Origin of the sequence: Mesorhizobium sp. M1C.F.Ca.ET.210.01.1.1, from assembly GCF_004791585.1 — a bacterium.
Taxonomy (GTDB): domain Bacteria; phylum Pseudomonadota; class Alphaproteobacteria; order Rhizobiales; family Rhizobiaceae; genus Mesorhizobium.
Genome location: NZ_SRUU01000009.1, coordinates 162,124 through 183,501 on the forward strand (window position 1 = coordinate 162,124; position 21,378 = coordinate 183,501).

The window sequence follows — 21,378 nt, forward strand, 5'->3', positions numbered from 1 at the left end:
AATCCCGACCGTCGAGGGAACAGGCAATTGTGGCCGAAATGCCGCAAGCCGCGCCAAAAGCGCGTTATCCGGCCATTCAGCTGCCAATCAGGGCCTACGCGGCGGTGGTTTCGCCCAGCTCGCGCGTCGTGATGACCTTGTCGATCAGACCAAAGTCCTTGGCCTCGTCGGCGCTCATGAAATGGTCGCGGTCGAGCGTCCGCTCGATCTCGTCATAGCTTTTGCCGGTGTGCTTGACATAGACCTCGTTCAAGCGACGCTTCAGCTTGATGATGTCCTGCGCATGACGTTCGATGTCTGACGCCTGGCCCTGGAAGCCGCCTGACGGCTGATGCACCATGATGCGGGCATTCGGCGTGGCGAAGCGCATGTCCTTGTGGCCGGCGCAAAGCAGCAGAGAGCCCATCGAGGCCGCCTGGCCGATGCAGAGCGTCGACACCGCCGGCTTGATGAACTGCATGGTGTCGTAGATTGCCATGCCCGAGGTGACGACACCGCCCGGCGAGTTGATGTAGAGGTTGATTTCCTTCTTCGGGTTCTCAGCCTCGAGGAACAAAAGCTGTGCACAAACCAGCGTCGCCATGCCGTCCTCGACCGGGCCGGTGATGAAGATGATGCGTTCCTTCAAGAGGCGCGAGAAAATGTCGTAGGCGCGCTCGCCGCGATTGGTCTGCTCGACCACCATCGGAACGAGGTTCATGTAGGTTTCGACGGGGTTCTTCATGGACTACCCTTGTTGGATGGATTCCGGCGCCGTGAAAATATGAGCAATCGGCGGAATCGGTTCTGGATCGTTAAGACCTAAATAGGATGCCGGCTCACCCTAGCGCAAGGCCGCCCCTCCTAGCCATCTGGTTAAGTCGAATCAAGCGCCCCGGCCGAAGGAAATACCCATGGTTGCGCGCCGGATTACCCCTGCCCGAAGTGCTCAAGCGCTGACCGGCCGCGACGGTAGCAATTTCTTAACCGCATGGCTTAACGACAAGCCCTAAAATCCCTGTCGGAGGGCGGTCCTTCCGCTACACTCCCGCGTTGAACCGGCGTCGTTTTTCAACGGGGGAATGTCATGCTTCGCCAGAGCTCCTTTCGCCAAGGTTCCCTTCGCAACAGTTCCATATCCCTGGCCGCGGCCAGCCTCGCAACGCTTGCCGGCGTGTCGCAAACCGCGGCCGGCGGCCGTGCCCTCGAATGTTACGAGCCGGTGCATCGGCCTGCCCTTTACGACACCGTCTACGAGGACGTGATGGTGAGCCCCGGCGGCCAGTTTGTCGACTATGACCCGCCGATCTACGGCACGAGCGAAGGGCTGGAGCAGATCGCCCCGCCTCGCGTCACCTATGAGGCCGTGCCAGCCGTCACACGCACCGTCTACCACACGGTCAAGGTGGACAATGGCGGCTATGCCTGGGAATGGCGCGTCATCCACGGCCGCAAGGTGCTGTGCAAGGTGTGGCGCAAGGCGCGCTACGCCCGGGTCGCCGAAACCGTCATCGTCGAGCCGGAGCGCGTCCGGCGCGTCGTCCTCCCGGCCGAGTATGAGAGCGTTGCCCGCCAAGTGCTGGTGCGGCCAGGAGAGCGGCGCATCACCGATATCCCGCCTTCCTACAGGACAGTGGCGCGCCGCGTGGTGGTGCGGGAAGGCTCGACCAGTTGGCGGCGGGTGCATATTCCGCGGCATTGCCAGGACTAGGAGCAAACTTAGTGAAGTCTGGTCCGACCGGGCTGTTGCTGTCGCGCCCGGTCAGCACCGGGCAGGCTCAGGCCAGATCGACGTCGAGGATCGCCATCGAGAAATTGTAGTCGCCGTCGTCCTCGTCCTTGAAGACGATGCCGAGGAATTCATCGCCGACATAGACCTCGGCCGAGTCTTCCTTGCGCGGGCGCGCCTTCACCTGCAGCTTGGGATTCTGGAAGACGCGCTTGAAATAGGCGTCCAGTTTTCTGATCTCGTCCGGCTTCAAAAGTCTTCTCCGAAATGTCGGTCTGCTCGTTGGAACGCGCTTCTGACACGCCGACAATGGCGATGTAAAGGCAAGCCGGCAAGGATAACACGGGACGACCCGCACCTGAAATGACGGCCGCGATCCGGCCGCCGTCGATGACGGCCGGATTCAGATGTCGAAGCTGACGACGTGGTCCATCGTCTGCGAGGGCAGGAGCTGGTCCATCTGCCGCGAGGGCTGGTCGCAGCCGGTCTCGCCGACAACGCGCGCCGGCACGCCGGCGACCGTCTTGTTGTGCGGCACGGGCGACAGCACCACCGAACCGGCCGCGATCTTCGAGCAGTGGCCGACCTCGATATTGCCGAGGATCTTGGCGCCGGCGCCGATCAGCACGCCGCGGCGGATCTTCGGATGGCGGTCGCCGCTGGCCTTGCCGGTACCACCGAGCGTCACCCCATGCAGGATCGAGACATCGTCCTCGATGACGGCTGTCTGGCCGACGACCAGGCCGGTGGCATGGTCGAGGAAGATGCCCTTGCCGATGCGGGCTGCCGGATTGATGTCGGTCTGGAACACCGAGGACGAGCGGCTCTGTAGGTAGAGCGCGAAGTCCCTGCGGCCCTGGTTCCACAGCCAGTGCGCCAGCCGGTGCGTCTGGATGGCATGAAAACCCTTGAAGTAGAGCACCGGCATGATGAAGCGGTCGCAAGCCGGGTCACGATCATAGTAGGCCTGGATGTCGACGCGCACTGTGGCGCTCCACTCCGGATCGTCGGCAAGCATCGCCTTGAAGGTCTGCCGGATCAGGTCCGAGCCGATGTCCTGATGGTCGAGGCGCTCGGCCAGCCGGTGGATCACCGCTTCTTCCAGGCTCTCCTGGTTGAGGATGGTCGCATAGAGAAAAGCAGCCAGCAGCGGATCGCGGTTCACCGCTTCCATCGCCTCGTCGCGGATCGAACGCCAGATCGGGTCGACCGGCTGCACCATGCTCGGGCGGGCTATCGTTACGCTGTTCATCGACGGTCTCCGGCCTGCTCATTCTCCGGCGGCACATATAGGCCAGATCATAGCACGGTTGAACTCAATTTTCCTTAGTGCTTTGTCAAATGGACTTGGTTCACGGAAATTCAAGCGGCCATGGAAAACGAACCCTTGATCGACGAAACCCTGAAACGCGAGCTTCGCGCGCTCTATCAGGCTGAGGATCGGCACTACCATAGCCTGGTCCATATCGAGGCCATGCTGGCGTTAGCCACGGAATACCGGCGCCTGCTCCATGACCCGGATGCCGTCGAGGCGGCGATCTGGTTCCACGACGCGATCTATGACAGCCGCGCCAAGGACAACGAGGCGAAAAGCGCTGATCTGGCGGAGAAGAAGCTTGCCGGGCGCGCCAATCCCGGTCGCCTCGCGCGCATCGTGGCGATGATCAATGCCACGGCCACCCACCAATTGCCGCCGCTCAACGATGAGAGAGCGACGAGCGACGCGGCGCTCTTCCTCGACATGGACCTGGCCATCCTCGGCGCCGAGCCGGATGCCTCCGATGCCTATGAGACGGCGGTCCGGCGCGAGTATGGCTGGCTCGAGGAGCCGATGTGGCGCGCCGGCCGCGCGGCGGTCCTGAAGAGCTTTCTCACTCGCCCGCACATCTTCCACACCGCCGAATTCCGGCAACGTTTCGAGCCTCGGGCGAGGCAGAACCTGGAACGGTCGCTCATGGCTCTCAAAGCAGATAAGCCCTAGTCCGGAAAGGTCTCGATCCGTCGCGCATAAGCCTTGAATCCGGCACGCCCATAGACCGACTGGGCGGCCGGATGATCGTGGGTATCAGTGTGAAGCCAGAGCCTTTCGGGCTGATGCGACCATGCCGCGCGCAGCGCCCGGTCGAGCAGGAACGGCCCCAACCGCCGCTCTTGAAATGTGGGAACAAGCCCGAAATGAACGAGTTCGACGGCTGGCTGGCCGACGCCGTTGAACTCGCAGAAACCGGCGGCTTGGCCATCGACACGCAGCACATGGATATGTGTCGAGGCGCTGGCGAGCAGCATTTCGAGCTCCGCCTCGGGCATTCGCAAGCGCTGGTCCCACTGCACCGGCCCGCCGACGGCGCGATAGAGGCGGACATAGCTAGGAGGGTCCAGCAGCTCACGCGTCACGACGGCACCGGGCATCGGCGCCGCAAGCCGCTCGCCGGACGGCGGCGCGGTCATCTCCATGTAGGTGACGAGAAGGTCGACCATGGTCAGCTCAAGAACGGCGGTCGGGTGCCCTCAAAGCGGATTTTCGGCGTAGAACGCCAGCACGCGCTGCTTGAAGCTCTTGTCGCCGACGGCGAGCATGTGGTCGCGGCCCTCGATGTGAAGAGCTTTTGCGTTGGGCATCAGCGCGGCCAGTTCGTCGGGCGAGCCGGCGATGTCGTCCCTGGTCCCGACGGCGATCAAGGTCGGCTGGGCAATGCGCGCGACATCGTCCTCGCTCATCGACGCGCGCGAGCCGACGATGCAGACGGCAAGCGCCCGGCGGTCGCTGCGGGTCTGGTCGGCGAAGGCGCGAAACGAGCGGCCGCGCCCATGGCTGATCGTACCCGGATCCTCGGCCAGAAGCGCGTCTGCGATCGGATCCCAATCACCGACGCCGTCGACAAGGCCGATGCCGAGGCCGCCGAACACCAGCGTCGCCACCTTGTCCGGATTGGATAGCGCCATGAATGCCGACACCCGCGCGCCCATCGAATAGCCCATGACATGGGCGCGTTCGATGCCGAGGTGGTCGAGCAGCGCGGCCGCATCCGAGGCCATCTTGGCCGGCGTGTAGTCGGCCTCGTCGTAGCTCTTCGATGAAGAGCCGTGGCCACGATTGTCGAAGGCGATGGCGCGGTATCCGGCATCGTTCAGCGTCTTGAACCAGCCGGGCGAGACCCAATTGACGTAATGGCTTGAGGCAAAGCCGTGGATCATCAGCACCGGATCGCCCTGCCCGGACGCCGGCTGGCGGTCGAGGTAAGCGAGTTCGAAGCCGTCATGGGAAAAATATTGCATCGGTGCTGTCGCGGTCAGTTGGAGCCGGCGCCCGACGCCCTGGCGATCGCCGGGTGGCGCAAGAGATCGCCATCCTTGAGACCGTCCTTCGCGGCGGTTCCCGCCTTCAGCTCGAGCACGAAACGGACCGGCTGCCCCGGCGAGACGATCGCCTCCGATTCCGGTTCGCCGCGCTTGATGGCCTTGATCCTGCCGTCCTGGCCGACAAAGACCAGGTCGAGCGGCATCGGCGTGTTCTTCATCCAGAAATTCACCTCGCCGGGCCTCTCGAACACGAACAGCATGCCGTGATCGTCCGCCATGTCCTTGCGGAACATCAGCCCGGCCTCGCGCTCGTCCGAAGTGTCGGCGATCTCGATGGAGAAGGAATGCTTGCCGGAACTGGTCACCGCGACAAGCGGCGTCGGATCGACCGGCAGCATCATGGCCTGGCCATCCGCCGAACTCGGTTTCAAGGCACCGAAATAGGCGGCCAAAACGATGGCGGCGCACAGCGCGCCTGCAGTCAGCCAGTTGCGGTCAGTCATGTGATACCTCGTCCTGCGCTCGTCCTAGACCATGATCCAGGCGAGTGGAACCGGTTTCGAACAGGATCGACCTCATCGCGACTGGCCATCCAGATCGTTTTCGACGCAACGCGCTTCGATGCGTGTTGAGATTCACGTCAGGCCGCGCCGAAAATGACGGGTTCCGAGCACCAGAGCGGAGCGTACTTAAGGTCCGTGAGCACCGGCCTACGCCGGCCGTAGCCTTAAACTGCCACTCCGCTCATGAGTGCTTCGGTCGGCGAAGGCCGGAAGCACAGGAACCCGGCATTTGCAGGCCGGCATCAGCTGAATATCAACGCACGTTTAGTGCGAGATCGGCAAGGTGCCCACATCGGGGTGGATTTCGGCAGCCATAAGGCCCTTGTCGCCGCGCCCGAAGCGAACCAGCACGACCTGGCCCGGCCTGAGCTCGGTGATGCCGTAGCGGCGCAGCGTCTCCATATGGACGAAGATGTCCTCGGTGCCCTCGCCCCGGGACAGGAAGCCGAAGCCCTTGGTGCGGTTGAACCACTTCACCAGCGCCCGCTCGAGCCCGCTCTCCGCCGTCACCGTGACATGCGTGCGCTGCTCCTGCTCCGCCGGATGCACCGCGGTCGAGGCATCCATCGAAAGAACGCGGAAAGCCTGCAGGCCGCGCTCGCCCTGCTTGACGAGGCAAACGACGCGCGCGCCTTCCAGCGCGGTCTGGAAGCCGTCCCTTCGAAGACATGTCACATGGAGGAGAACATCGCCCGAGACGCCGTCGTCCGGAAGAATGAAGCCGTAGCCCTTGGCCACGTCGAACCATTTGATAGCGCCGGCGATTTCGACAAGCTCTGCGGCATCGCCGCCACTGTCTCGCGTCAAGGCGTCGTCAAGGCTTCCGTCCCGCCCCATGAAAGAGGCCTTTTCCCCCATAAGAATGCCCCCTTTTCTAACTGCAACTGTCACTGATTCTTACCATCAGATTAACACTGCGGCTTCCGGGGTGTGCAAGACCTGACGTGCCTTTTTTCACCGTTGAGCACTGGAAAGCCTTAATTGTTGTTTGCCGGCGCCGTTTGACGCGCAACGGCGTGGCCTGAAATCGGCCGCGCCGCCCGTTTTTTGTCGGACGATTGCCCTTTGGCGGAGCGGCTCCTATGGTGCGCCGCAACGCAACTCCGAGGAGCCCGATATGCGCTATCTCCACACCATGGTCCGCATTGCCGACATCGATCAATCGCTCGATTTCTACTGCAACAAGCTCGGCCTCAAGGAAGTACGCCGTTACGAGAACGAGCAGGGACGCTACACGCTGATCTTCCTCGCTGCCTCCGAAGACGAGCAAAGCGGCATTGCCGAAAAGGCCCCGCTGGTCGAGCTGACCTACAATTGGGATCCGGAAGAATACAAGGGCGGCCGCAATTTCGGCCACCTGGCCTATCAGGTCGACGACATCTACGCCACGTGCCAGAAGCTGATGGACAATGGCGTGACCATCAACCGGCCGCCGCGCGACGGCAACATGGCCTTCATTCGCTCGCCGGACGGCATCTCGATCGAGCTCTTGCAGAAAGGCCCTGCCAAGGCCAAGGCCGAACCCTGGGCCTCGATGCCGAACACCGGAAGCTGGTAGCCCATCGGCCGAAATCTGACCGGCAGTTCTATGGCATTTGGCAGGGGGCTGCCTATCTAACCGGTTATGGCGCCAGCCTCGTCAGGCTGGCGTTTTCTCGATCCGCCAGGAGAATTCCATGCCGACCAGCCGCGCCGACGTCGCCACCGAACACGCCAGCCGCTATCTGCAGCAGCTCTGCAAGCATTGGGCGCACAAGTTCCCGGTCGAGTTCGATCCGCATCACGGCGCCATCCAGCTTTCGCTCGGCCGCACCGTGATGGAAGCCGACGACAAGGCGCTTCATATTGCGGTGGCCGCTGACGACGCCGCCTCGCTCGAGCGCCTGGAAAGCGTGGTCGCCGACCACATCAAGCGCTTCGCCTTCCGCGAGGAGCTGAGCTTCGACTGGCAGCAGGCCGCCTGAGAGGATCGGGTTTCAGCCGCCTGCCTTGCCGGCCATTTCGAGCAGGGCAAGCACGCTCCGCCAGTTGCGCGCCGTGCCCGGCACCTTGAGCGTTCGGGGAATGAGGTTGGCGAACACCGACTTTCCGAGTCCGCCCGGCGCATGCAGGTAGAGCACGTCGCCCTTGATCTCGAACCGCTCCGGCCCAGTGCATTTCTCGGCCAGCCGCGCGGTCTCTTCCGCGGTCGGCTGGCGCTCCAGCGCATAGGCGTGCAGCTTGGTCGGCTCGCCGGCAACCTCCGGATAGGGATTGTCCGCAACCAGGCACTCGAACCAGCCGGCATCGCGCACCATGATGCGCGAATGGAACCCCCATTTCCTCTCGAAGGCCGCTTCGATCTCACTTTTCAGTGACCCCGCATCGCCCTTTTTCGCGCGGAACACGACGTTGCCGCTCTGCACATAGGTCGCGACGTCGGTGAACCCCAAATCCTCGAAGAACGACCTCAGCTCCGCCATCTTGACGATGCGGTTGCCGCCAACATTGATGCCGGAAAACAGCGCGACGAAGACCCTGTCCTTCCTGCTCATATGATGAACCCCGCCAGCGTCTCGTTGTCGGTGATGTCCTGATACTGCACGCCCTCGGCGTCGAAATTGGCTTTCAGCAGATCGAAATTGCGCCGATCCTTGGTCTCGATGCCGATCAGCACCGAGCCGAAATTGCGCGCCGACTTCTTGAGATACTCGAAGCGGGTGATGTCGTCGTCGGGGCCGAGCATTTCGAGGAAATCGCGTAGCGCGCCGGGCCGCTGCGGAAAGCGGATGATGAAATACTTCTTCAGCCCCTCGAAACGCAGCGCCCGCTCCTTCACGTCGGGCAGGCGCTCGAAATCGAAATTGCCGCCGGAGACGACCGCCACGATGGTCTTGCCCCTGATCTCCTTGCGCGAAAAATCCTTGAGCGCGTCGATCGCCAGCGCGCCGGCCGGCTCCAGCACCACGCCCTCGACGTTGAGCATCTCGATCATCGTCGCGCAGAGTCGGTTTTCCGGAACGAGGCGCACGGCGTCGGCGGTGAACTCCTTGAGATGGCGCAGCGGCTCGCGGCCGATCTCGGCCACCGCGGCGCCGTCGACGAAATTGTCGACCTTGGCGAGCTTGACCCGCTTGCCGCTGGCAAGGCTCTCGCTGAGGCTCGGCGCGCCCGCCGGTTCGCAGAAAACGAAGCGTGGGTCGCGATGCTGGTCGGTGAAATAGTGCGTCACCCCGGCAGCCAGGCCGCCGCCGCCCACCGGCAGCATGACGATGTCGGGTATGCGCGCGGCGGGCATCTGGGCCGCGATCTCATAGGCCACCGTCGCCTGGCCCTCGATGATGTCCTTGTGGTCGAATGGCGGCACCATATGCGCGCCAGCGGTCTCGGTGAATTCGAAGGCGGCGCGATAGCAATCGTCGAAGAAGTCGCCGACCAGCCGGATCTCGACGAAATCGCCGCCGAACAGCCGCGTCTTGTCGATCTTCTGCTGCGGCGTCGTCACCGGCATGAAGACGACGCCCTTTTTGCCGAAATGCCGGCAGACAAAGGCAAAACCCTGCGCATGATTGCCGGCCGAGGCGCAGACGAACAGCTCCGCATTGTTGCCGGCGGCGAGCGCCTTGCGGAAGAAATTGAAGGCGCCCCGGATCTTGTAGGAGCGGACCGGCGTCAGATCCTCGCGCTTGAGAAGGATGCGGGCACCGGTCTTCTTCGACAGATAGTCGTTCTCCTGCAGCGGCGTCTCCGGAAAGATCCCGCGGATCGCCTCGGCGGCGGCGGCAACCCGGGCTGAGAAGCTGTTCACGGCTAGACCCTCATCTTCGCTCTCGGCGGCACGCGCCGGGCATGACCCTCGACATAAGCCTTCCTGCCGCCGTTTTGGCTTTCGCGCAACAGTGCGTCCGCCGTCGCCCGACGCCGAACGAATTTCCGCTGGACACGACTTACTTTGGCCGCACTTGGCCTGTCCGGGAGGTTTCGCGGAGTTGGATGGCCAATTGTGGCCGCAGTGGATTTGTTCGACGTGCATGTAAAGACGCTTTTGATCATTGCCCTGGCCCTGCTGATGGCGGGCTGCGCCGGGCGCCAGACGCAGGAGATTCTGGGCAGCGTCGTCGTGCCGACGACAGCGACGGAGATCGCCGGCAACCACTCGATCTTCATCGCCACCACCCGCAAGCGCTCCGACGACCCGAACAAGGTCTTTGACGGCGAGCGCTCGGCGACTCTGAACTATGCCCGCGTCAGCGTCACGGTGCCGCCGGTTCACGAGACCGGCCAGATCGAGCGGCGCTCGCGCGGCTCGTCGAACGACCCGACCAAGTTCTTCATGGCTTCCGAGGTTGTCGGCTACGACACCCAGCCGAAATTCGCCAGCGCGCTCAACGCCGATATCGATGCGCGAGGCGGCCGCGTCATGGTCTTCGTCCACGGCTACAACACCGGCTTCGACGACGCCGTCTACCGGCTGACCCAGATCGTCCACGATTCCGGCTATCCCGGCACTCCGGTGCTGTTCTCCTGGGCTTCGGGCGCCAAGACCACGGACTATGTCTATGACAAGGAAAGTGCGGCCGCCGCCCGCGACCAGCTGGAAGTGACGCTGAGGATGCTTGCGCAGACCGGCGCGCGGCGCATCGACATCGTCGCCCATTCGATGGGGACATGGGTGACGATGGAGACGCTGCGTCAGCTCGCCATCACCGGCGACCGCGACCTCAGCGGCAAGCTGGGCGACGTCGTTCTGGCCTCGCCTGACATCGACGTCGATGTCTTCAAGAGCCAGATGCGCCGCTACGGCAAGCCCGACAAGCCCTTCATCCTGCTCCTGTCGGACGACGACCGGGCGCTGAGACTCTCCGGTCTGATTGCCGGTTCAAGGCCGCGCGTCGGCGACTACAGGGACGCCGCCGATCTCGCTTCCTATGGCGTCACGGTCGTCGACCTTTCCAAGGAAAAGGGCAGCGACAGTTTCAACCACACCAAATTCGCCGACAACCCGGCGATGGTGAAGATGATCGGCCAGCGGCTGCGCGAGGACGATGGCTTCGCCAGCGACCGCGACGTCACCGACCGCATCAGCCAGCTCACCGCCCAGTGACCGTGCTTACGCGGCTGCAGCCCTGCATCGACTTTGAACTGGACCGGGCCGCCCTCTGGCTTTATCGAAGTAGTCAGAGGATTGCCGCCCTTGGGGGACCCCGGGTGATCGTGCGTTCGAAGATCGTCCTTGGCCTTGCCTTTGCGCTCGCCCTGACGGGCTGCGCCGGCGGAAATACGCATGATCTTCTGAACCGGAAGGCGGTCGCGGTGCCGGCCTCAGATATTGCGGCCACCCATGAGATCTTCGTCGCCACGACACGCCAGCAGGCGACCAAGGACCCGCGGCAGGTGTTCGACGGCGACCGTTCGCTGACCGCCAGCTACGCCCGTGTCGACGTCACGGTTCCAAAAAGCCATCAGGTTGGCGCGATCGAGCGCGCCAAGGGTTCGGCCGACAGCAATCCGGCCAAGCAGTTCACTGCCACCGACGTCGTCCACTATGGGGACGCCTCGCAATTCGCCAAGGCGGTCGGCGCCGATATTGCCATACGCGGCGACCGCGCTTTGGTCTTCGCGCACGGCTTCAACAACGGCTTCGACGACGGCGTCTACCGGCTGACCCAGATTGCGCATGACACGAAATATCAGGGTACGCCGGTGCTGTTCTCATGGGCGTCGAGCGGCAAGACGACCGGCTACATCTATGACAAGGACAGCTCCACGGCCGCGCGCGACGACCTCGAGGCGACACTGCGGATGCTTGCCAAGACGCGCGCCAAAAGCATCGACATCATCGCCCATTCGATGGGAACCTGGCTGACGATGGAAGCCTTGCGCCAGCTCGCCATCACCGGCGACCGCGATCTCGGCGGCAAGCTCGGCTATGTCATCCTCGCCTCGCCCGACATCGACGTCGATGTCTTCAAGAAGCAGATGATCCGTTACGGCAAGCCCAACAAGCCGTTCGCCATCCTGCTGTCAGGCGACGACCGGGCGCTCAAGCTGTCGAGCTTCATTTCCGGCGACAAGCCCCGTGTCGGCGACTACGGCAACGCGGCCGATCTTGCGAGCTACGGCGTGGTCGTTGCGGATCTGACCAACACCAAAGGCGGTGACCGTTTGAACCACGCCAAATTCGCCGACAATCCGGTCCTGGTACAATTGCTCGGCGACCGGCTGCGCACACCGGCAGCCCTGCGTGCGGACGAACCTCAAGGGGCCGGGTTGGACAATATCGGCCAAGGTCTCGGCAAAGCCGTGGGATCGGTCGCCGAAGTGGTGATCACCACGCCGTTCAAGGTGCTGACCATCGCCACCGGCGGCCAATGATCCGCTAAGGGCAACCTCCTCACACGAAAAGATCGACCTTCTGGAACGTCGTCACGTCGACCAGGCCGACGTCCGAGATTCTAAGCTCCGGGATCACCACCAGCGCCAGCAGCGAATGCTGCATGTAGGCGTTGTTCAGCGAGCAGCCGACCTTGCGCATCGCTTCCGTCAGCTGCTCCGCCTTGGCCGCGACGATCTCGGCGCGCTCGTCGGACATCAGCCCGGCGATCGGCATTTCGACCAGCGCCAGTTCCTTGCCCTTGGAGTAAAGCACCACGCCGCCGCCCACCTCGCCCAACCGGTTGACGGCCAAAGCCATGTCCTCCTTGTTGGTGCCGACGACGATGATGTGGTGCGCGTCATGCGCCACGCTCGACGCCATCGCGCAGTCCTCGACATAGCCGAAGCCGGACACGAAGGCGTTGGTGACGCCGCCGGTACCCCTGTGGCGCTCCACCAGGGCGATCTGGCAGATGTCGTTGCGGCGGTCCATTGCGACCAGCCCGTCCTCGACCGGCAGGTCTGCCTCCAGCGCCCGCGTCGGCGCCTGGTTCTCGATCACGCCGATCACGCGCGCCCGAACCTCGTTGGCGCCTTCGGGCGCGGCGATGTCGAAATCCCTCGCCCTGAGCCTCTTGCCGAGCTTGACCGTGTTCTTCGCCGTCCTTGGATAGTCATAGGCCGGAATGTCGATTTCGAGCTTCCCGGCCTTCGCCAGCCTGACGCCGCGGCCGTAGACCTCGTCTATGGCCATCTGGGCCAGGTCGGAAACGATCAAGAGATCGGCCAGCCGCCCCGGCGCGATGGAGCCGATCTCGCGCTCCAGCCTGAAATGCTGCGCGGTGTTGAGCGTTGCCATCTGGATTGCCGTCACCGGCTTCAGGCCCTGGCTGATGGCGTGCCGCACCACGCGGTCCATATGCCCCTCATGCACCAACGTGCCGGAATGGCTGTCATCGGTGCACAGGATGAAGTTGCGCGGATCGATGCCGCCTTCGGTCACCGCCTTGATCTGCGCCGCGACGTCGTACCAGGCAGACCCCAGCCTCAGCATCGCCTTCATGCCCTGGCGCACGCGGGCGATCGCGTCCTCCGCGCGCGTGCCCTCATGGTCGTCCTCGGCGCCGCCGGCGACATAGCCGTGGAACGGCAGCCCGAGGTCGCGCGAGGCATAGTGGCCGCCGACCGTCTTGCCGGCCTTCACCGTCTCGGCGATCTCGCCCGACATCACCGGATCGTTGGCGGCGACACCTGGAAAATTCATCACTTCGCCGAGCCCGATGATGTTCTCCCAGGTCATCGCCTCGGCGACGTCGGCGACCGTAAGCTCCGCCCCGGCATGTTCCAGGCCAGGCGCAGACGGCACGCAGGACGGCATCTGCACATGCACGTTAATCGGCATCGCGACGGCCTCGTCATGCATCAGGCGTACGCCCGGCAGGCCGAGCACGTTGGCGATCTCGTGCGGATCGATGAACATCGAGGTTGTGCCGTGCGGGATCACCGCGCGGCAGAATTCCGTCACCGTCACCATGCCGCTTTCCACATGCATATGCGCGTCGCAGAGCCCAGGCACCAGATAGCGGCCGCCGGCATCGACCACCTTGGTCCCCTGCCCGATGGCGTGGCCGGCATTCGGTCCGCAATAGGCGAAGCGTCCGGCGGCAACCGCAATGTCGGTGCCGGGAATGATCTCGCCCGAATGGACATTCACCCAGCGCCCGTTGCGGATCACCAGGTCGGCAGGCTTGCGCCCCATCGCGACGTCGACCAGATGCGTCGCCACTTCGGTCCAGGGTTTCGGCTTTGTGGCGCTCTTCGGCTTGGCATTCTTCATCGGCGAGTCCTCTGCTTGCAGCCACTTTCGCAAATGTCGGCGCACGGAGCCAGAGCGGTTCAAACAGCTATCGGGGAAAACACCGCCTATGTTGACTATTCCAGGCAAAAGGCGATGCTCGCCGTCGAACCGACCCTTGCGAGGCAAAAAATGACCGGTTTCTCGAAAGCGTTCGCCACCATCATCCTGTTCATCGCATCGACCAGCCTCGCCACCGCCGAGGAACGCTGGCAGACCTTGCCTGAGCCTGCCGCAATGCCCAAAGCCGACGAGAGCGGCTACGCGCCGGTCAACGGCATCCAGATGTACTATGCCGTTTTCGGCAAGGGCGACCCGTTGCTGCTCATCCATGGCGGCCTCGGCCATGCCGATATATGGGCGAGCCAGGTAGCGACCATGTCCAAGACCCACAAGGTTATCGTCGCCGACAGCCGCGGTCACGGCCGCTCGACCCGCACGGGCGAGCCCTACGGCTACGACTTGATGGCCTCGGACTACCTGGCGCTGTTGGACTATCTCAAGATCGACAAGACGGCGCTTGTCGGCTGGAGCGACGGCGGCATCATCGGCATCGACATCGCGCTCCATCATCCCGAACGGCTGACGAGGCTGTTCGCACAGGCAGCCAACGTCACCACGGACGGTGTCGACCCCGGCGTCCTGACCAACAAGACCTTCGCCGCCTACATCGAACGGTCAGGCCGAGACTACAAGAAGATGTCGAAGACGCCTGACCAATATGACGCCTTCGTCGGGCAGATCAGCCATATGTGGGAGTCGCAACCGTCCTGGACCAAGGAACAGCTCGGCAAGATCACCACCCCGACCGCGATCGTGGCCGGCGACCATGACGAGGCGATCAAGCGCGAGCACACGGATTATATGGCCTCCGTCATACCGGGTGCGAAGCCGATCATCCTGCCCAACGCCAGCCACTTCGCCATGCTGCAGGCGCCGGACGAATACAGCCAGGCGGCGCTCGACTTCATCGACGCCAAATAGCCGGCGCATCGGCGAGCAAGCGACAATGGTCGTTCCCTGACCATCCGGACTGGCGAAAGATGGCGCAGACTATCAGGTTCGCGATCTTCGCGGTGTCGGCAGCCTTGGCCGGCGTGGCCGTCTTCACTTTGCGCTCATACTGGACATGGGTCGCGGCGATTCTGATCGTCGTCGCCGGCTCCCTGCTTGCCGAATACACCTTCAACCGGCTGGCATCGCCTGAGGAGAAGCGGCGAGACCTCGAAGACCGCGTCCGCAATCCACCTGCGTAAACCACTGTTGCAGGAATGCAATTTCGCTTTGCGGCGAAAAACGCTAGGTTGCACCAAGGAGTCTTTCGAAACCGCCATTTCGGAGCGCTCGATGCGTCATTCGACGCTTGCCAGTGCCGGCTTTCTCATCCTGCTGTCCGGGCGGGCCTTGGCCGCGGACGCAGGCGCCGACCTGCCCATGACCGCGCCAGGCTTCGACTGGACAGGCTACTATGCCGGCCTCCAGGCCGGCTATGGCTGGGGCTCCTCCGACATCTCCGGCACGGAAGGCGAGCCGTTCGCCGCTTCACCCGATCTCGATGGCGGCTTTGTCGGCGGCCATGTCGCCGGCCTCTGGCAGTTCAACCAGGCGGTGATCGGCGCGCGGGCCGAGCTCAACTATTCCTCGATCGACGGTTCGGCCTTGCTCGAACCCGGAAATGCCGCCGGCACCGAAATAAAATGGCTCGGCTCGGTCGATGCCGAAGCCGGCTTGGCGGTCGATCGCTGGCTGATCTACGGCGTCGGCGGCGTCGCCTTCGCCGGGATCGAGACCTCGCAGGACGCGGGGCCGAGCTTCGCCAAGACACGCACAAGCGCCGGCTGGACGATCGGCGCCGGGGTCGACTATGCGCTGAGCAACAATATCGTCGTGGGCGCCCAATACCGCTACTACGATTTCGGCACGGAGCATTTCGACGTCCCGGACGACTTCTCCGACCGCGACCAGGACGTAAAGCTGCACACGCTTGGCGTGAACTTCAGCTATAAGTTCTGAGAGGGATAAAGGCCGGCGCCCCGCAGGGGGCGGGGGAATGGGTAGGGCCTGATGGACGCCGGCCTCGGCAGATCAAATCTGCCGTGCGAACAACCCTAACGTTCCGCCCGGAATCCGTAATTCCGCGATCGCGCCACTAGCCGATCCATCGCTGGTCGCTGAAGCGAAAAAACTGTCCAATTGCCGCCGGTTGCGCGCCATCGTTCTCGATGGATGACAGCGCCTCCCTAAACATCGCTTGACGGCTGGCGACTGGCATCTGAAAAGGGCTCGCCTGCGGACGTGGCGGAATTGGTAGACGCAAGGGACTTAAAATCCCTCGATCTCTGATCGTACGGGTTCGATTCCCGTCGTCCGCACCACGCTCCAGGAATTGGCCACCGGGGCAAGATCCTCATTGGAACAGGCCTACATCTATCGCGAAGCAATGCGACGGAAGGGAAATGAAGGCCACGCTTTCCGAGCTGCAGGAGGTGTGTCCGGTTGGAGAAGGACGCGCCGTCCAATTCCTCAACATTGGATTCGAGGATAGGTCCGGTTTCGCCCGACCAGTGGTCAACTGCCTCGCGAAGCAGCAAGTTCCACCCATTGGCGCCGGGGTAGCTTCGCTATCGGCTCGCCTCCGTGCGCGGCGCAAAGAAGCAGCGGATATACGAGAACGGTGGGGACAAGCAGATGTGATACTGACTGTCCTCGCTCTCTATGACGCGATTCTTAGGGATGAAATATCGGCTTTTGGACCCCGTGCGGATATTGAAGCCGCCGCCCGGCAGCTGCTCGACATAGCGCGGGCTGATGACCCCACAATCCTTCTTGTCGTCGCAGCATTCATAGCCGGTGACCGGATCATGGTAGCCGGTATACCAGCTGTGAGCGACGGCGAGCGCGATCAACAAGAGCCTCATGTGTCAGAAATTCTGCGCCTCCTGAAGAATATTAGCAAGCGCTTGAACACACTCAGGATGGTAACGCCCTACGTCCCGCCGAAAAGGAAGTCAGCGCTCGTTGATAAGCCCAAATAGCGCGAAGACGCTATAAAGGTGGGGATTCACAGATTCCAGGTTTCGATTTATGGTTAGCCTAAAAGATCGCAAACAAAGGTGGCAACCATGGACGCGACTTTCGACGACCTCGCTAGAGCCCTGCAGGCGCCGCGTAAAGAGGCGTGGGGCAAGATCCGCATCATCGCCCTTGATCTGCTCGGGAAGCTCTTCACCGGCCTTGTTATTGGCATTGGCTTCGCCATCGTGCGCGCGATCGCCGGCTAGGGCCAACTGAGCAATCTTCAGTCGACGATTATCTGCCCTTGTGCATCGTTATCGATGCTCATCCCGCTCAGGCGGCGATGCCAAAAACGGCATTGCGCCGAGTGATGTAGGCGTGCGCCATGATCGTCGCGCGACGAGTATTCAATGGTCGCGCGCATCGCCTCAAAGTCTTCAACAGCTTTCAGACGTTCGTAGCTGTGGGGCATACTGACGACCCGCACCGCCCACTCGCAGGCTGGGATCATACTCCACCGTTCGCCATCGGCATGAGCGGAGAGACGCGCCGCTACGAACAATGCTGCAAGGCAGACGCGGCTCACCATCGGCTGGCTCAGTGCGGCAAGGCGCTAATGACGATGATGGCTAGGACTGCGGCGGCGAACGTCAGTAGGGTTGCCGCGAGCCGAGCGCGCTTCACCCAGACTTTCTGGCTAGTTCGCCGGACAGTCCCGGCGGGATCGTAGGTGCTGTAAAGCCGCCTGCCGTCCTCTCCGTACCGATCGGCGTTCGGATAAGCTTTTTGCGGCTTTCGCCTTGGCTTGAGCACCAGCGCCCCTCCCGATCCCATCCGCATATTAGCAACGGCTTGCATTTCGAAAAGAGCAGGATCATGCTTAGGGCGCGGGCGGAGGAGGCCACCGGGTTAACGGTGGTTGAAGGGGTTTGGTTATGGAAGCCGTTTGTTACGTCCCTAGCGCATTCTGCTTGTTGTCGTTCATGGTCAGCGTCGCGATGGCGTTTTTGGTCATGACGCCGTTTGCCGCGGCTCGCCTTCTGACGTTGAGGATGCGCAAGCACGGCTTCGGACTGCTCCAGCCGGCGTAGTTTCGGAAGGTGGTCCAATGCGACCGATCCTCCTGATCGCTGCTGCTGTCGCCGCGTTTTTCATCTGGGATCAGCTTGCCAATGACGGCCATGTCATGGCCGGCATAGAGCACAGTTTCAATGACGCCACCGACTTCGCCGGCGGAACCGGCATCCAGATTTCGTTCCACGACTTCACCAAGCCCTGACCATCAAGGACCTGTCATGGTCGGGCCAAACCGATCCATCGCCGGGCGCACCAATGGGGAGTGGAATTGCCACATTGCTAGCGATCCTGGCCGGCGAAAATCCCTTGGCGAGTGCTGCTATCTCTGCAGCTTCCAACTGCCTGGAGCATTCGCGCCGCCGCTGACCTGGTTTACAATTGTCGCGGCAGGCTGCTGCCGGACTTAGCCGCATGAATGTCTTCGGCTCAGCCAACGATCGGGTTCAATTTCAGATGCTGGATCAGGATGATGGTCTTGGCGTCGACGATACGGCCGCCGGCAATGCCGGCCAGCGCCTCGTCGAGCGGCATCTCCAGAACCTCGATGTCCTCGCCTTCCTCCGGTGCTCCGCCGCCGTCGGAGATGCGGTCGGCCGGCGAATAGCGTGCTGTAAAGAACCAGAGCCGTTCCGTTACGGAGCCGGGGCTCATATAGGGCGCAAACAGCCGCTCGACGTCCTTCAGCCGATAGCCGAGCTCCTCTTCCGCTTCCTTGCGGATGCAGGTTTCCGGATCGTTTTCGTCGAGCAGCCCGGCGCAGGCCTCGATCAGCGGCTCGCGATGGCCGGTGACATAGGCCGGATAGCGGAACTGCCGCACCAGGAGCACCGTCGAGCGCTGCGGGTCGAAGGGCAGGATCACAGCGCCGTCGCCGCGGTCGTAGGTCTGGCGGGTCTGCGTTTCCCATTGTCCGTCGCGGCGGCGATAATCGAGCACCGTCTTCTTCAGCACCGCCCAGTCGTCGGACAGGATTTCTTCCGAGCGGATGCGAACGCGATCTTCCATGATGAACTCCTTGCTGACGGCGGCAAGGGTTAGCGGCGAACAGGCTTATGCGCAATGTGCCGAAGCCGCTGGCCCAGCAGACTTTCGCCAGCTCGTGTCTGGCGCGAAGCCGCGCGGCTGCCTAGATAGCGGTATCTCTCCCAGGAGCCCCTTTCATGGCATCATCGCTTTTCCAGCCGATCACCCTTGGCGGCCTCACCTTCTCCAACCGCATCGCGGTAGCGCCAATGTGCCAGTATTCGGCCGAGGACGGCTCCGCCAGCGACTGGCATCTCCATCACTGGATGAACCTCGCCATCTCCGGCGCCGGCATGGTGACGGTCGAGATGACCGACGTCGAACGGCGCGGCCGCATCACGCATGGTTGCCTGGGCCTCTACTCCGACGACAACGAGGCCGCGGCCAAGCGCACGCTCGACGCCGCCAGGCGGGTCGCGGCGCCCGGCACCAAATTCGGCGTCCAGCTCGCCCATGCCGGCCGCAAGGCCTCCAACAGGAGGCCCTGGGAAGGCGGTGGCCCCCTGCAGCCGGGCGAGGATCCCTGGCAGACCGTTTCGGCTTCAGCCATCGCCTATGACACCGGGTGGAATGTGCCGCACGCGCTGGAGGAAGAAGAAATCCAGCAAGTCATCGGACGCTTCGTCGAGGCGGCCAAACGAGCCGAGCGCGCCGGCTTCGATTTCATCGAACTGCACGCCGCTCACGGCTATCTGATCTTCCAGTTCCTGTCGCCGCTCTCCAACCAGCGCACCGACCGCTGGGGCGGCTCGCTGGAAAACCGCATGCGCTTTGCCGTCGAGATCGCCAGGGCGGTCAAGAAAGCCGTCCCAAACCTGATGCTCGGCGCGCGTCTTTCGGTGAAGGAATGGGTCGACGGCGGCTTCGATGTCGAAGAGGCGATCGAGGTGGCCAAGGCGCTGAAGGCGGAAGGCATCGCCTATCTCTGCTGCTCCAGCGGGGGCAATTCGCCATTGCAGAAGCTGCCTGGCGGCCCTGGCTATCAGGTGCATCTGGCGGAAGCCGTGCGCAAGGGCGCCGGCATTCCGACACGCGCAGTGGGGCTGATCGACGATCCGAAGCAGGCCGAGGCGATTTTGGGCGATGGCCGCGCCGACATGGTGGCGCTGGCACGCGCCTTCCTCGCCGATCCGCGCTGGGGCTGGCGCGCGGCGGCGTCGTTCGGCGAGGAAATCCGTCCGGCGCCGCAACTGGCGCGCTCGGTGACGACGATGCAGCACTGGATGAAGGCGGCCGGCTGAGCGGCTGCTTCCGCTGGTGAGGCAGGGGCTGAGACCTTTGGGCGCAGGCGTCTCGCCACGATTGCAACCAAATTGGCCGCTTTGCGTTGGCGGCCATGACAGACAGCAAGCCATTTGAAAAGCCGGTGGTGGTCGAGCTCGGCCATGTCGGCAAATATCGCCAGATCAGCAGCACCCGCGAAGCCGCCGAGTGCCTGATGACCGTTTGGCCGCTCAATCGCGGCCAGCGGCATCGTGATGCCCTCGACACTTGCCTCAAGGCGCTGGAAGGGTATCGTTCGACGGCGGACGCGCGCCGCGCGCTGATCGAGGCAGCCGAGGAATCCGAAGTGCTGGTTCCTGAAGACAGGTTGCCTGCCGGAAAGCTGCACTGAGCAATTCCAGGAGAAGCGCGAAGCGGTTCTCCGTCCGGAATAGCGTGAAAACAATTAGAGCAGGTCGGCGATTCCGACAGGCGCCGAACTGCTCTAGCAGGCAAGGGTTTCTCGACCGGAGGATTCCATGGCGAAACTGACGTACAAGATCGTCGAGCATGACGGCGGTTGGGCCTACAAGGTCGGCTCGACCTTCTCGGAAACATTCCCCACGCACCAGGACGCGCTGCGCGCCGCCGAGATTGCCTCGGCCGAACAGCAGATCGCCGGCGCCACGGACGGCATCCAGTACGAGGATTCCGAGGGTGTCTGGCATGACGAGCTGGCTGATGGCCGCGACAGGCCGCAGACGGAAGTTTCGGACTAACTGTCGCTTCATTCCCGCGCCGCGACCGACATGGCCCCAACCGTCACGTCGGCCGCCCGCAGGCGCGTGGATCACTTGCCGCAATACTGGTCGTTGACGTTCTGCCCGGCATTGGCATCGGGTCCGGGAGTGTTGGAAGCGCACGGGCCGACGGGACCGGGATTGCCAAGGCTGTTGAGGCCGGATGCCTCACTGCCGGAGCTGATGCTGCCGGTGGTGTAAGGATCGACCGGCACGACCCGCCTGTTCGAGACCGGGCGATCATGGTGCCACCACGACCACATGTCCGAGGATTGCGCCATTGCCGAGGTTGCCATGCCCAGCACGAGCGCGGAGGTTGCAAGAGCCTTTATAAGCATCGGATACTCCATTCGGTTGGTCGCCGAAACGTTGACGGCGACGCGAATGAAACCCAGGGTTGGGCGCAATAGTTCCAAGGAAAAATCGTGACGAGACAAGATGTTCGACACGTTTGTGTGACGAAGTCGTGAGCTGCTGGAA

The 21,378-nt window shown here is 63.1% G+C and carries 28 protein-coding genes and 1 tRNA gene; 14 read left to right on the forward strand and 15 right to left on the reverse strand.

Features of this window, described 5'->3' with window-relative positions; translation table 11 throughout:
- Window positions 1-94 precede the first annotated feature (94 nt).
- The gene (clpP, locus tag EN853_RS12890; RefSeq protein WP_127860062.1) at window positions 95-724 is read right to left on the reverse strand and encodes an ATP-dependent Clp endopeptidase proteolytic subunit ClpP; all 630 of its coding nucleotides are present in this window, start codon (window positions 722-724) and stop codon (window positions 95-97) included.
- Between the two features lie 342 nt (window positions 725-1,066).
- Here clpP and EN853_RS12895 point away from each other — a divergent pair, with 342 nt between their 5' ends.
- Window positions 1,067-1,690, forward strand: a complete 624-nt coding sequence (locus EN853_RS12895) for a hypothetical protein (protein WP_245516948.1) — start codon at window positions 1,067-1,069, stop codon at window positions 1,688-1,690.
- 67 nt (window positions 1,691-1,757) lie between these two features.
- Here EN853_RS12895 and EN853_RS12900 read toward each other — a convergent pair whose 3' ends face one another.
- Together EN853_RS12900 and cysE are read right to left on the reverse strand one after the other, a co-directional pair.
- Complete coding sequence (locus EN853_RS12900) at window positions 1,758-1,961, reverse strand: DUF3126 family protein (RefSeq protein WP_040969488.1); 204 nt, start codon at window positions 1,959-1,961, stop codon at window positions 1,758-1,760.
- A 150-nt stretch (window positions 1,962-2,111) separates the two neighbouring features.
- Window positions 2,112-2,960 (reverse strand): serine O-acetyltransferase, encoded by an 849-nt coding sequence (gene cysE / locus EN853_RS12905; protein WP_126088948.1) that lies wholly within the window; start codon window positions 2,958-2,960, stop codon window positions 2,112-2,114.
- A gap of 120 nt (window positions 2,961-3,080) precedes the next feature.
- Between cysE and EN853_RS12910 the strand changes: the two genes are divergently transcribed.
- Window positions 3,081-3,689 (forward strand): hypothetical protein, encoded by a 609-nt coding sequence (locus EN853_RS12910; RefSeq protein ID WP_127860061.1) that lies wholly within the window; start codon window positions 3,081-3,083, stop codon window positions 3,687-3,689.
- Here EN853_RS12910 and EN853_RS12915 read toward each other — a convergent pair.
- The 4 genes from EN853_RS12915 to EN853_RS12930 all read right to left on the reverse strand — a co-directional run bounded on the left by EN853_RS12915 (window position 3,686) and on the right by EN853_RS12930 (window position 6,408).
- Window positions 3,686-4,186, reverse strand: a complete 501-nt coding sequence (locus EN853_RS12915; RefSeq protein ID WP_127860060.1) for a GNAT family N-acetyltransferase — start codon at window positions 4,184-4,186, stop codon at window positions 3,686-3,688. The two genes, EN853_RS12910 and EN853_RS12915, sit on opposite strands and share 4 nt — an antisense overlap.
- 30 nt (window positions 4,187-4,216) lie before the next feature.
- A complete protein-coding gene (locus EN853_RS12920; protein ID WP_127860059.1) occupies window positions 4,217-4,984 on the reverse strand; it encodes an alpha/beta hydrolase in 768 nt (255 codons plus the stop codon).
- 14 nt (window positions 4,985-4,998) lie between these two features.
- Window positions 4,999-5,511: a DUF192 domain-containing protein gene (locus EN853_RS12925; RefSeq protein WP_127860058.1), complete on the reverse strand. Its 513-nt coding sequence runs from the start codon at window positions 5,509-5,511 to the stop codon at window positions 4,999-5,001.
- A 324-nt stretch (window positions 5,512-5,835) separates the two neighbouring features.
- A complete protein-coding gene (locus tag EN853_RS12930) occupies window positions 5,836-6,408 on the reverse strand; it encodes a cold-shock protein (protein WP_189343879.1) in 573 nt (190 codons plus the stop codon).
- A 280-nt stretch (window positions 6,409-6,688) separates the two neighbouring features.
- Between EN853_RS12930 and gloA the strand changes: the two genes are divergently transcribed.
- Window positions 6,689-7,129, forward strand: a complete 441-nt coding sequence (gene gloA / locus EN853_RS12935) for a lactoylglutathione lyase (protein WP_127860056.1) — start codon at window positions 6,689-6,691, stop codon at window positions 7,127-7,129.
- A 118-nt stretch (window positions 7,130-7,247) separates the two neighbouring features.
- Window positions 7,248-7,535, forward strand: coding sequence for a DUF2218 domain-containing protein (locus tag EN853_RS12940; RefSeq protein ID WP_127860055.1), 288 nt, complete (start codon window positions 7,248-7,250; stop codon window positions 7,533-7,535).
- 12 nt (window positions 7,536-7,547) lie between these two features.
- On the opposite strand, the gene EN853_RS12945 is transcribed toward EN853_RS12940, so the two are convergent.
- On the reverse strand, window positions 7,548-8,105 hold the full coding sequence (locus EN853_RS12945) for a DUF1697 domain-containing protein (RefSeq protein WP_127860054.1): 558 nt from the start codon (window positions 8,103-8,105) through the stop codon (window positions 7,548-7,550).
- Complete coding sequence (gene ilvA, locus EN853_RS12950) at window positions 8,102-9,358, reverse strand: threonine ammonia-lyase IlvA (RefSeq protein ID WP_127860053.1); 1,257 nt, start codon at window positions 9,356-9,358, stop codon at window positions 8,102-8,104. Before ilvA ends, EN853_RS12945 begins: the two co-directional genes overlap by 4 nt.
- Window positions 9,359-9,619: 261 nt before the next feature.
- On the opposite strand from ilvA, the gene EN853_RS12955 reads away from it, so the two are divergent.
- Both EN853_RS12955 and EN853_RS12960 read left to right on the forward strand, forming a co-directional pair.
- Window positions 9,620-10,654: an alpha/beta hydrolase gene (locus tag EN853_RS12955; protein WP_245516950.1), complete on the forward strand. Its 1,035-nt coding sequence runs from the start codon at window positions 9,620-9,622 to the stop codon at window positions 10,652-10,654.
- Window positions 10,655-10,758: 104 nt separating this feature from the next.
- Complete coding sequence (locus EN853_RS12960) at window positions 10,759-11,925, forward strand: alpha/beta hydrolase (protein WP_127860052.1); 1,167 nt, start codon at window positions 10,759-10,761, stop codon at window positions 11,923-11,925.
- 19 nt (window positions 11,926-11,944) lie between these two features.
- Here the strand turns inward: EN853_RS12960 and ade are convergent, their stop codons facing one another.
- The gene (ade, locus tag EN853_RS12965; protein WP_127860051.1) at window positions 11,945-13,762 is read right to left on the reverse strand and encodes an adenine deaminase; all 1,818 of its coding nucleotides are present in this window, start codon (window positions 13,760-13,762) and stop codon (window positions 11,945-11,947) included.
- Window positions 13,763-13,912: 150 nt separating this feature from the next.
- On the opposite strand from ade, the gene EN853_RS12970 reads away from it, so the two are divergent.
- From EN853_RS12970 to EN853_RS12985, 4 genes are all read left to right on the forward strand, one after another.
- Window positions 13,913-14,764 carry an alpha/beta hydrolase gene (locus tag EN853_RS12970; protein WP_127860050.1) on the forward strand — a complete coding sequence of 284 codons (852 nt, stop codon included), beginning with the start codon at window positions 13,913-13,915 and terminating at the stop codon, window positions 14,762-14,764.
- A 59-nt stretch (window positions 14,765-14,823) separates the two neighbouring features.
- On the forward strand, window positions 14,824-15,036 hold the full coding sequence (locus tag EN853_RS12975; RefSeq protein WP_127860049.1) for a hypothetical protein: 213 nt from the start codon (window positions 14,824-14,826) through the stop codon (window positions 15,034-15,036).
- Between the two features lie 91 nt (window positions 15,037-15,127).
- A complete protein-coding gene (locus tag EN853_RS12980; RefSeq protein WP_127860048.1) occupies window positions 15,128-15,793 on the forward strand; it encodes an outer membrane protein in 666 nt (221 codons plus the stop codon).
- A 276-nt stretch (window positions 15,794-16,069) separates the two neighbouring features.
- A tRNA-Leu gene (locus EN853_RS12985) sits at window positions 16,070-16,155 on the forward strand.
- Between the two features lie 246 nt (window positions 16,156-16,401).
- Here EN853_RS12985 and EN853_RS12990 read toward each other — a convergent pair.
- Entirely contained in the window at window positions 16,402-16,686 is a 285-nt protein-coding gene (locus EN853_RS12990) for a hypothetical protein (protein ID WP_127860047.1), read from the reverse strand.
- 216 nt (window positions 16,687-16,902) lie between these two features.
- Here EN853_RS12990 and EN853_RS33920 point away from each other — a divergent pair, with 216 nt between their 5' ends.
- Window positions 16,903-17,061, forward strand: coding sequence for a hypothetical protein (locus EN853_RS33920; protein ID WP_167524454.1), 159 nt, complete (start codon window positions 16,903-16,905; stop codon window positions 17,059-17,061).
- A 17-nt stretch (window positions 17,062-17,078) separates the two neighbouring features.
- Here the strand turns inward: EN853_RS33920 and EN853_RS12995 are convergent, their stop codons facing one another.
- The 3 genes from EN853_RS12995 to EN853_RS13000 all read right to left on the reverse strand — a co-directional run bounded on the left by EN853_RS12995 (window position 17,079) and on the right by EN853_RS13000 (window position 18,877).
- Entirely contained in the window at window positions 17,079-17,384 is a 306-nt protein-coding gene (locus EN853_RS12995) for a hypothetical protein (RefSeq protein WP_127860046.1), read from the reverse strand.
- A 360-nt stretch (window positions 17,385-17,744) separates the two neighbouring features.
- Window positions 17,745-18,056 carry a hypothetical protein gene (locus tag EN853_RS34360; RefSeq protein ID WP_127860045.1) on the reverse strand — a complete coding sequence of 104 codons (312 nt, stop codon included), beginning with the start codon at window positions 18,054-18,056 and terminating at the stop codon, window positions 17,745-17,747.
- 242 nt (window positions 18,057-18,298) lie between these two features.
- Complete coding sequence (locus tag EN853_RS13000) at window positions 18,299-18,877, reverse strand: NUDIX domain-containing protein (protein WP_127860044.1); 579 nt, start codon at window positions 18,875-18,877, stop codon at window positions 18,299-18,301.
- Window positions 18,878-19,032: 155 nt separating this feature from the next.
- Between EN853_RS13000 and EN853_RS13005 the strand changes: the two genes are divergently transcribed.
- The 3 genes from EN853_RS13005 (at window position 19,033) to EN853_RS13015 (ending at window position 20,877) form a co-directional block, all read left to right on the forward strand.
- Window positions 19,033-20,136: an NADH:flavin oxidoreductase/NADH oxidase gene (locus EN853_RS13005; RefSeq protein ID WP_127860043.1), complete on the forward strand. Its 1,104-nt coding sequence runs from the start codon at window positions 19,033-19,035 to the stop codon at window positions 20,134-20,136.
- Between the two features lie 95 nt (window positions 20,137-20,231).
- Window positions 20,232-20,510: a DUF982 domain-containing protein gene (locus EN853_RS13010; RefSeq protein WP_127860042.1), complete on the forward strand. Its 279-nt coding sequence runs from the start codon at window positions 20,232-20,234 to the stop codon at window positions 20,508-20,510.
- Window positions 20,511-20,637: 127 nt separating this feature from the next.
- On the forward strand, window positions 20,638-20,877 hold the full coding sequence (locus EN853_RS13015) for a DUF2188 domain-containing protein (protein WP_127428219.1): 240 nt from the start codon (window positions 20,638-20,640) through the stop codon (window positions 20,875-20,877).
- A 71-nt stretch (window positions 20,878-20,948) separates the two neighbouring features.
- Here the strand turns inward: EN853_RS13015 and EN853_RS13020 are convergent, their stop codons facing one another.
- Entirely contained in the window at window positions 20,949-21,236 is a 288-nt protein-coding gene (locus EN853_RS13020; RefSeq protein WP_127860041.1) for a hypothetical protein, read from the reverse strand.
- Window positions 21,237-21,378 lie beyond the last annotated feature (142 nt).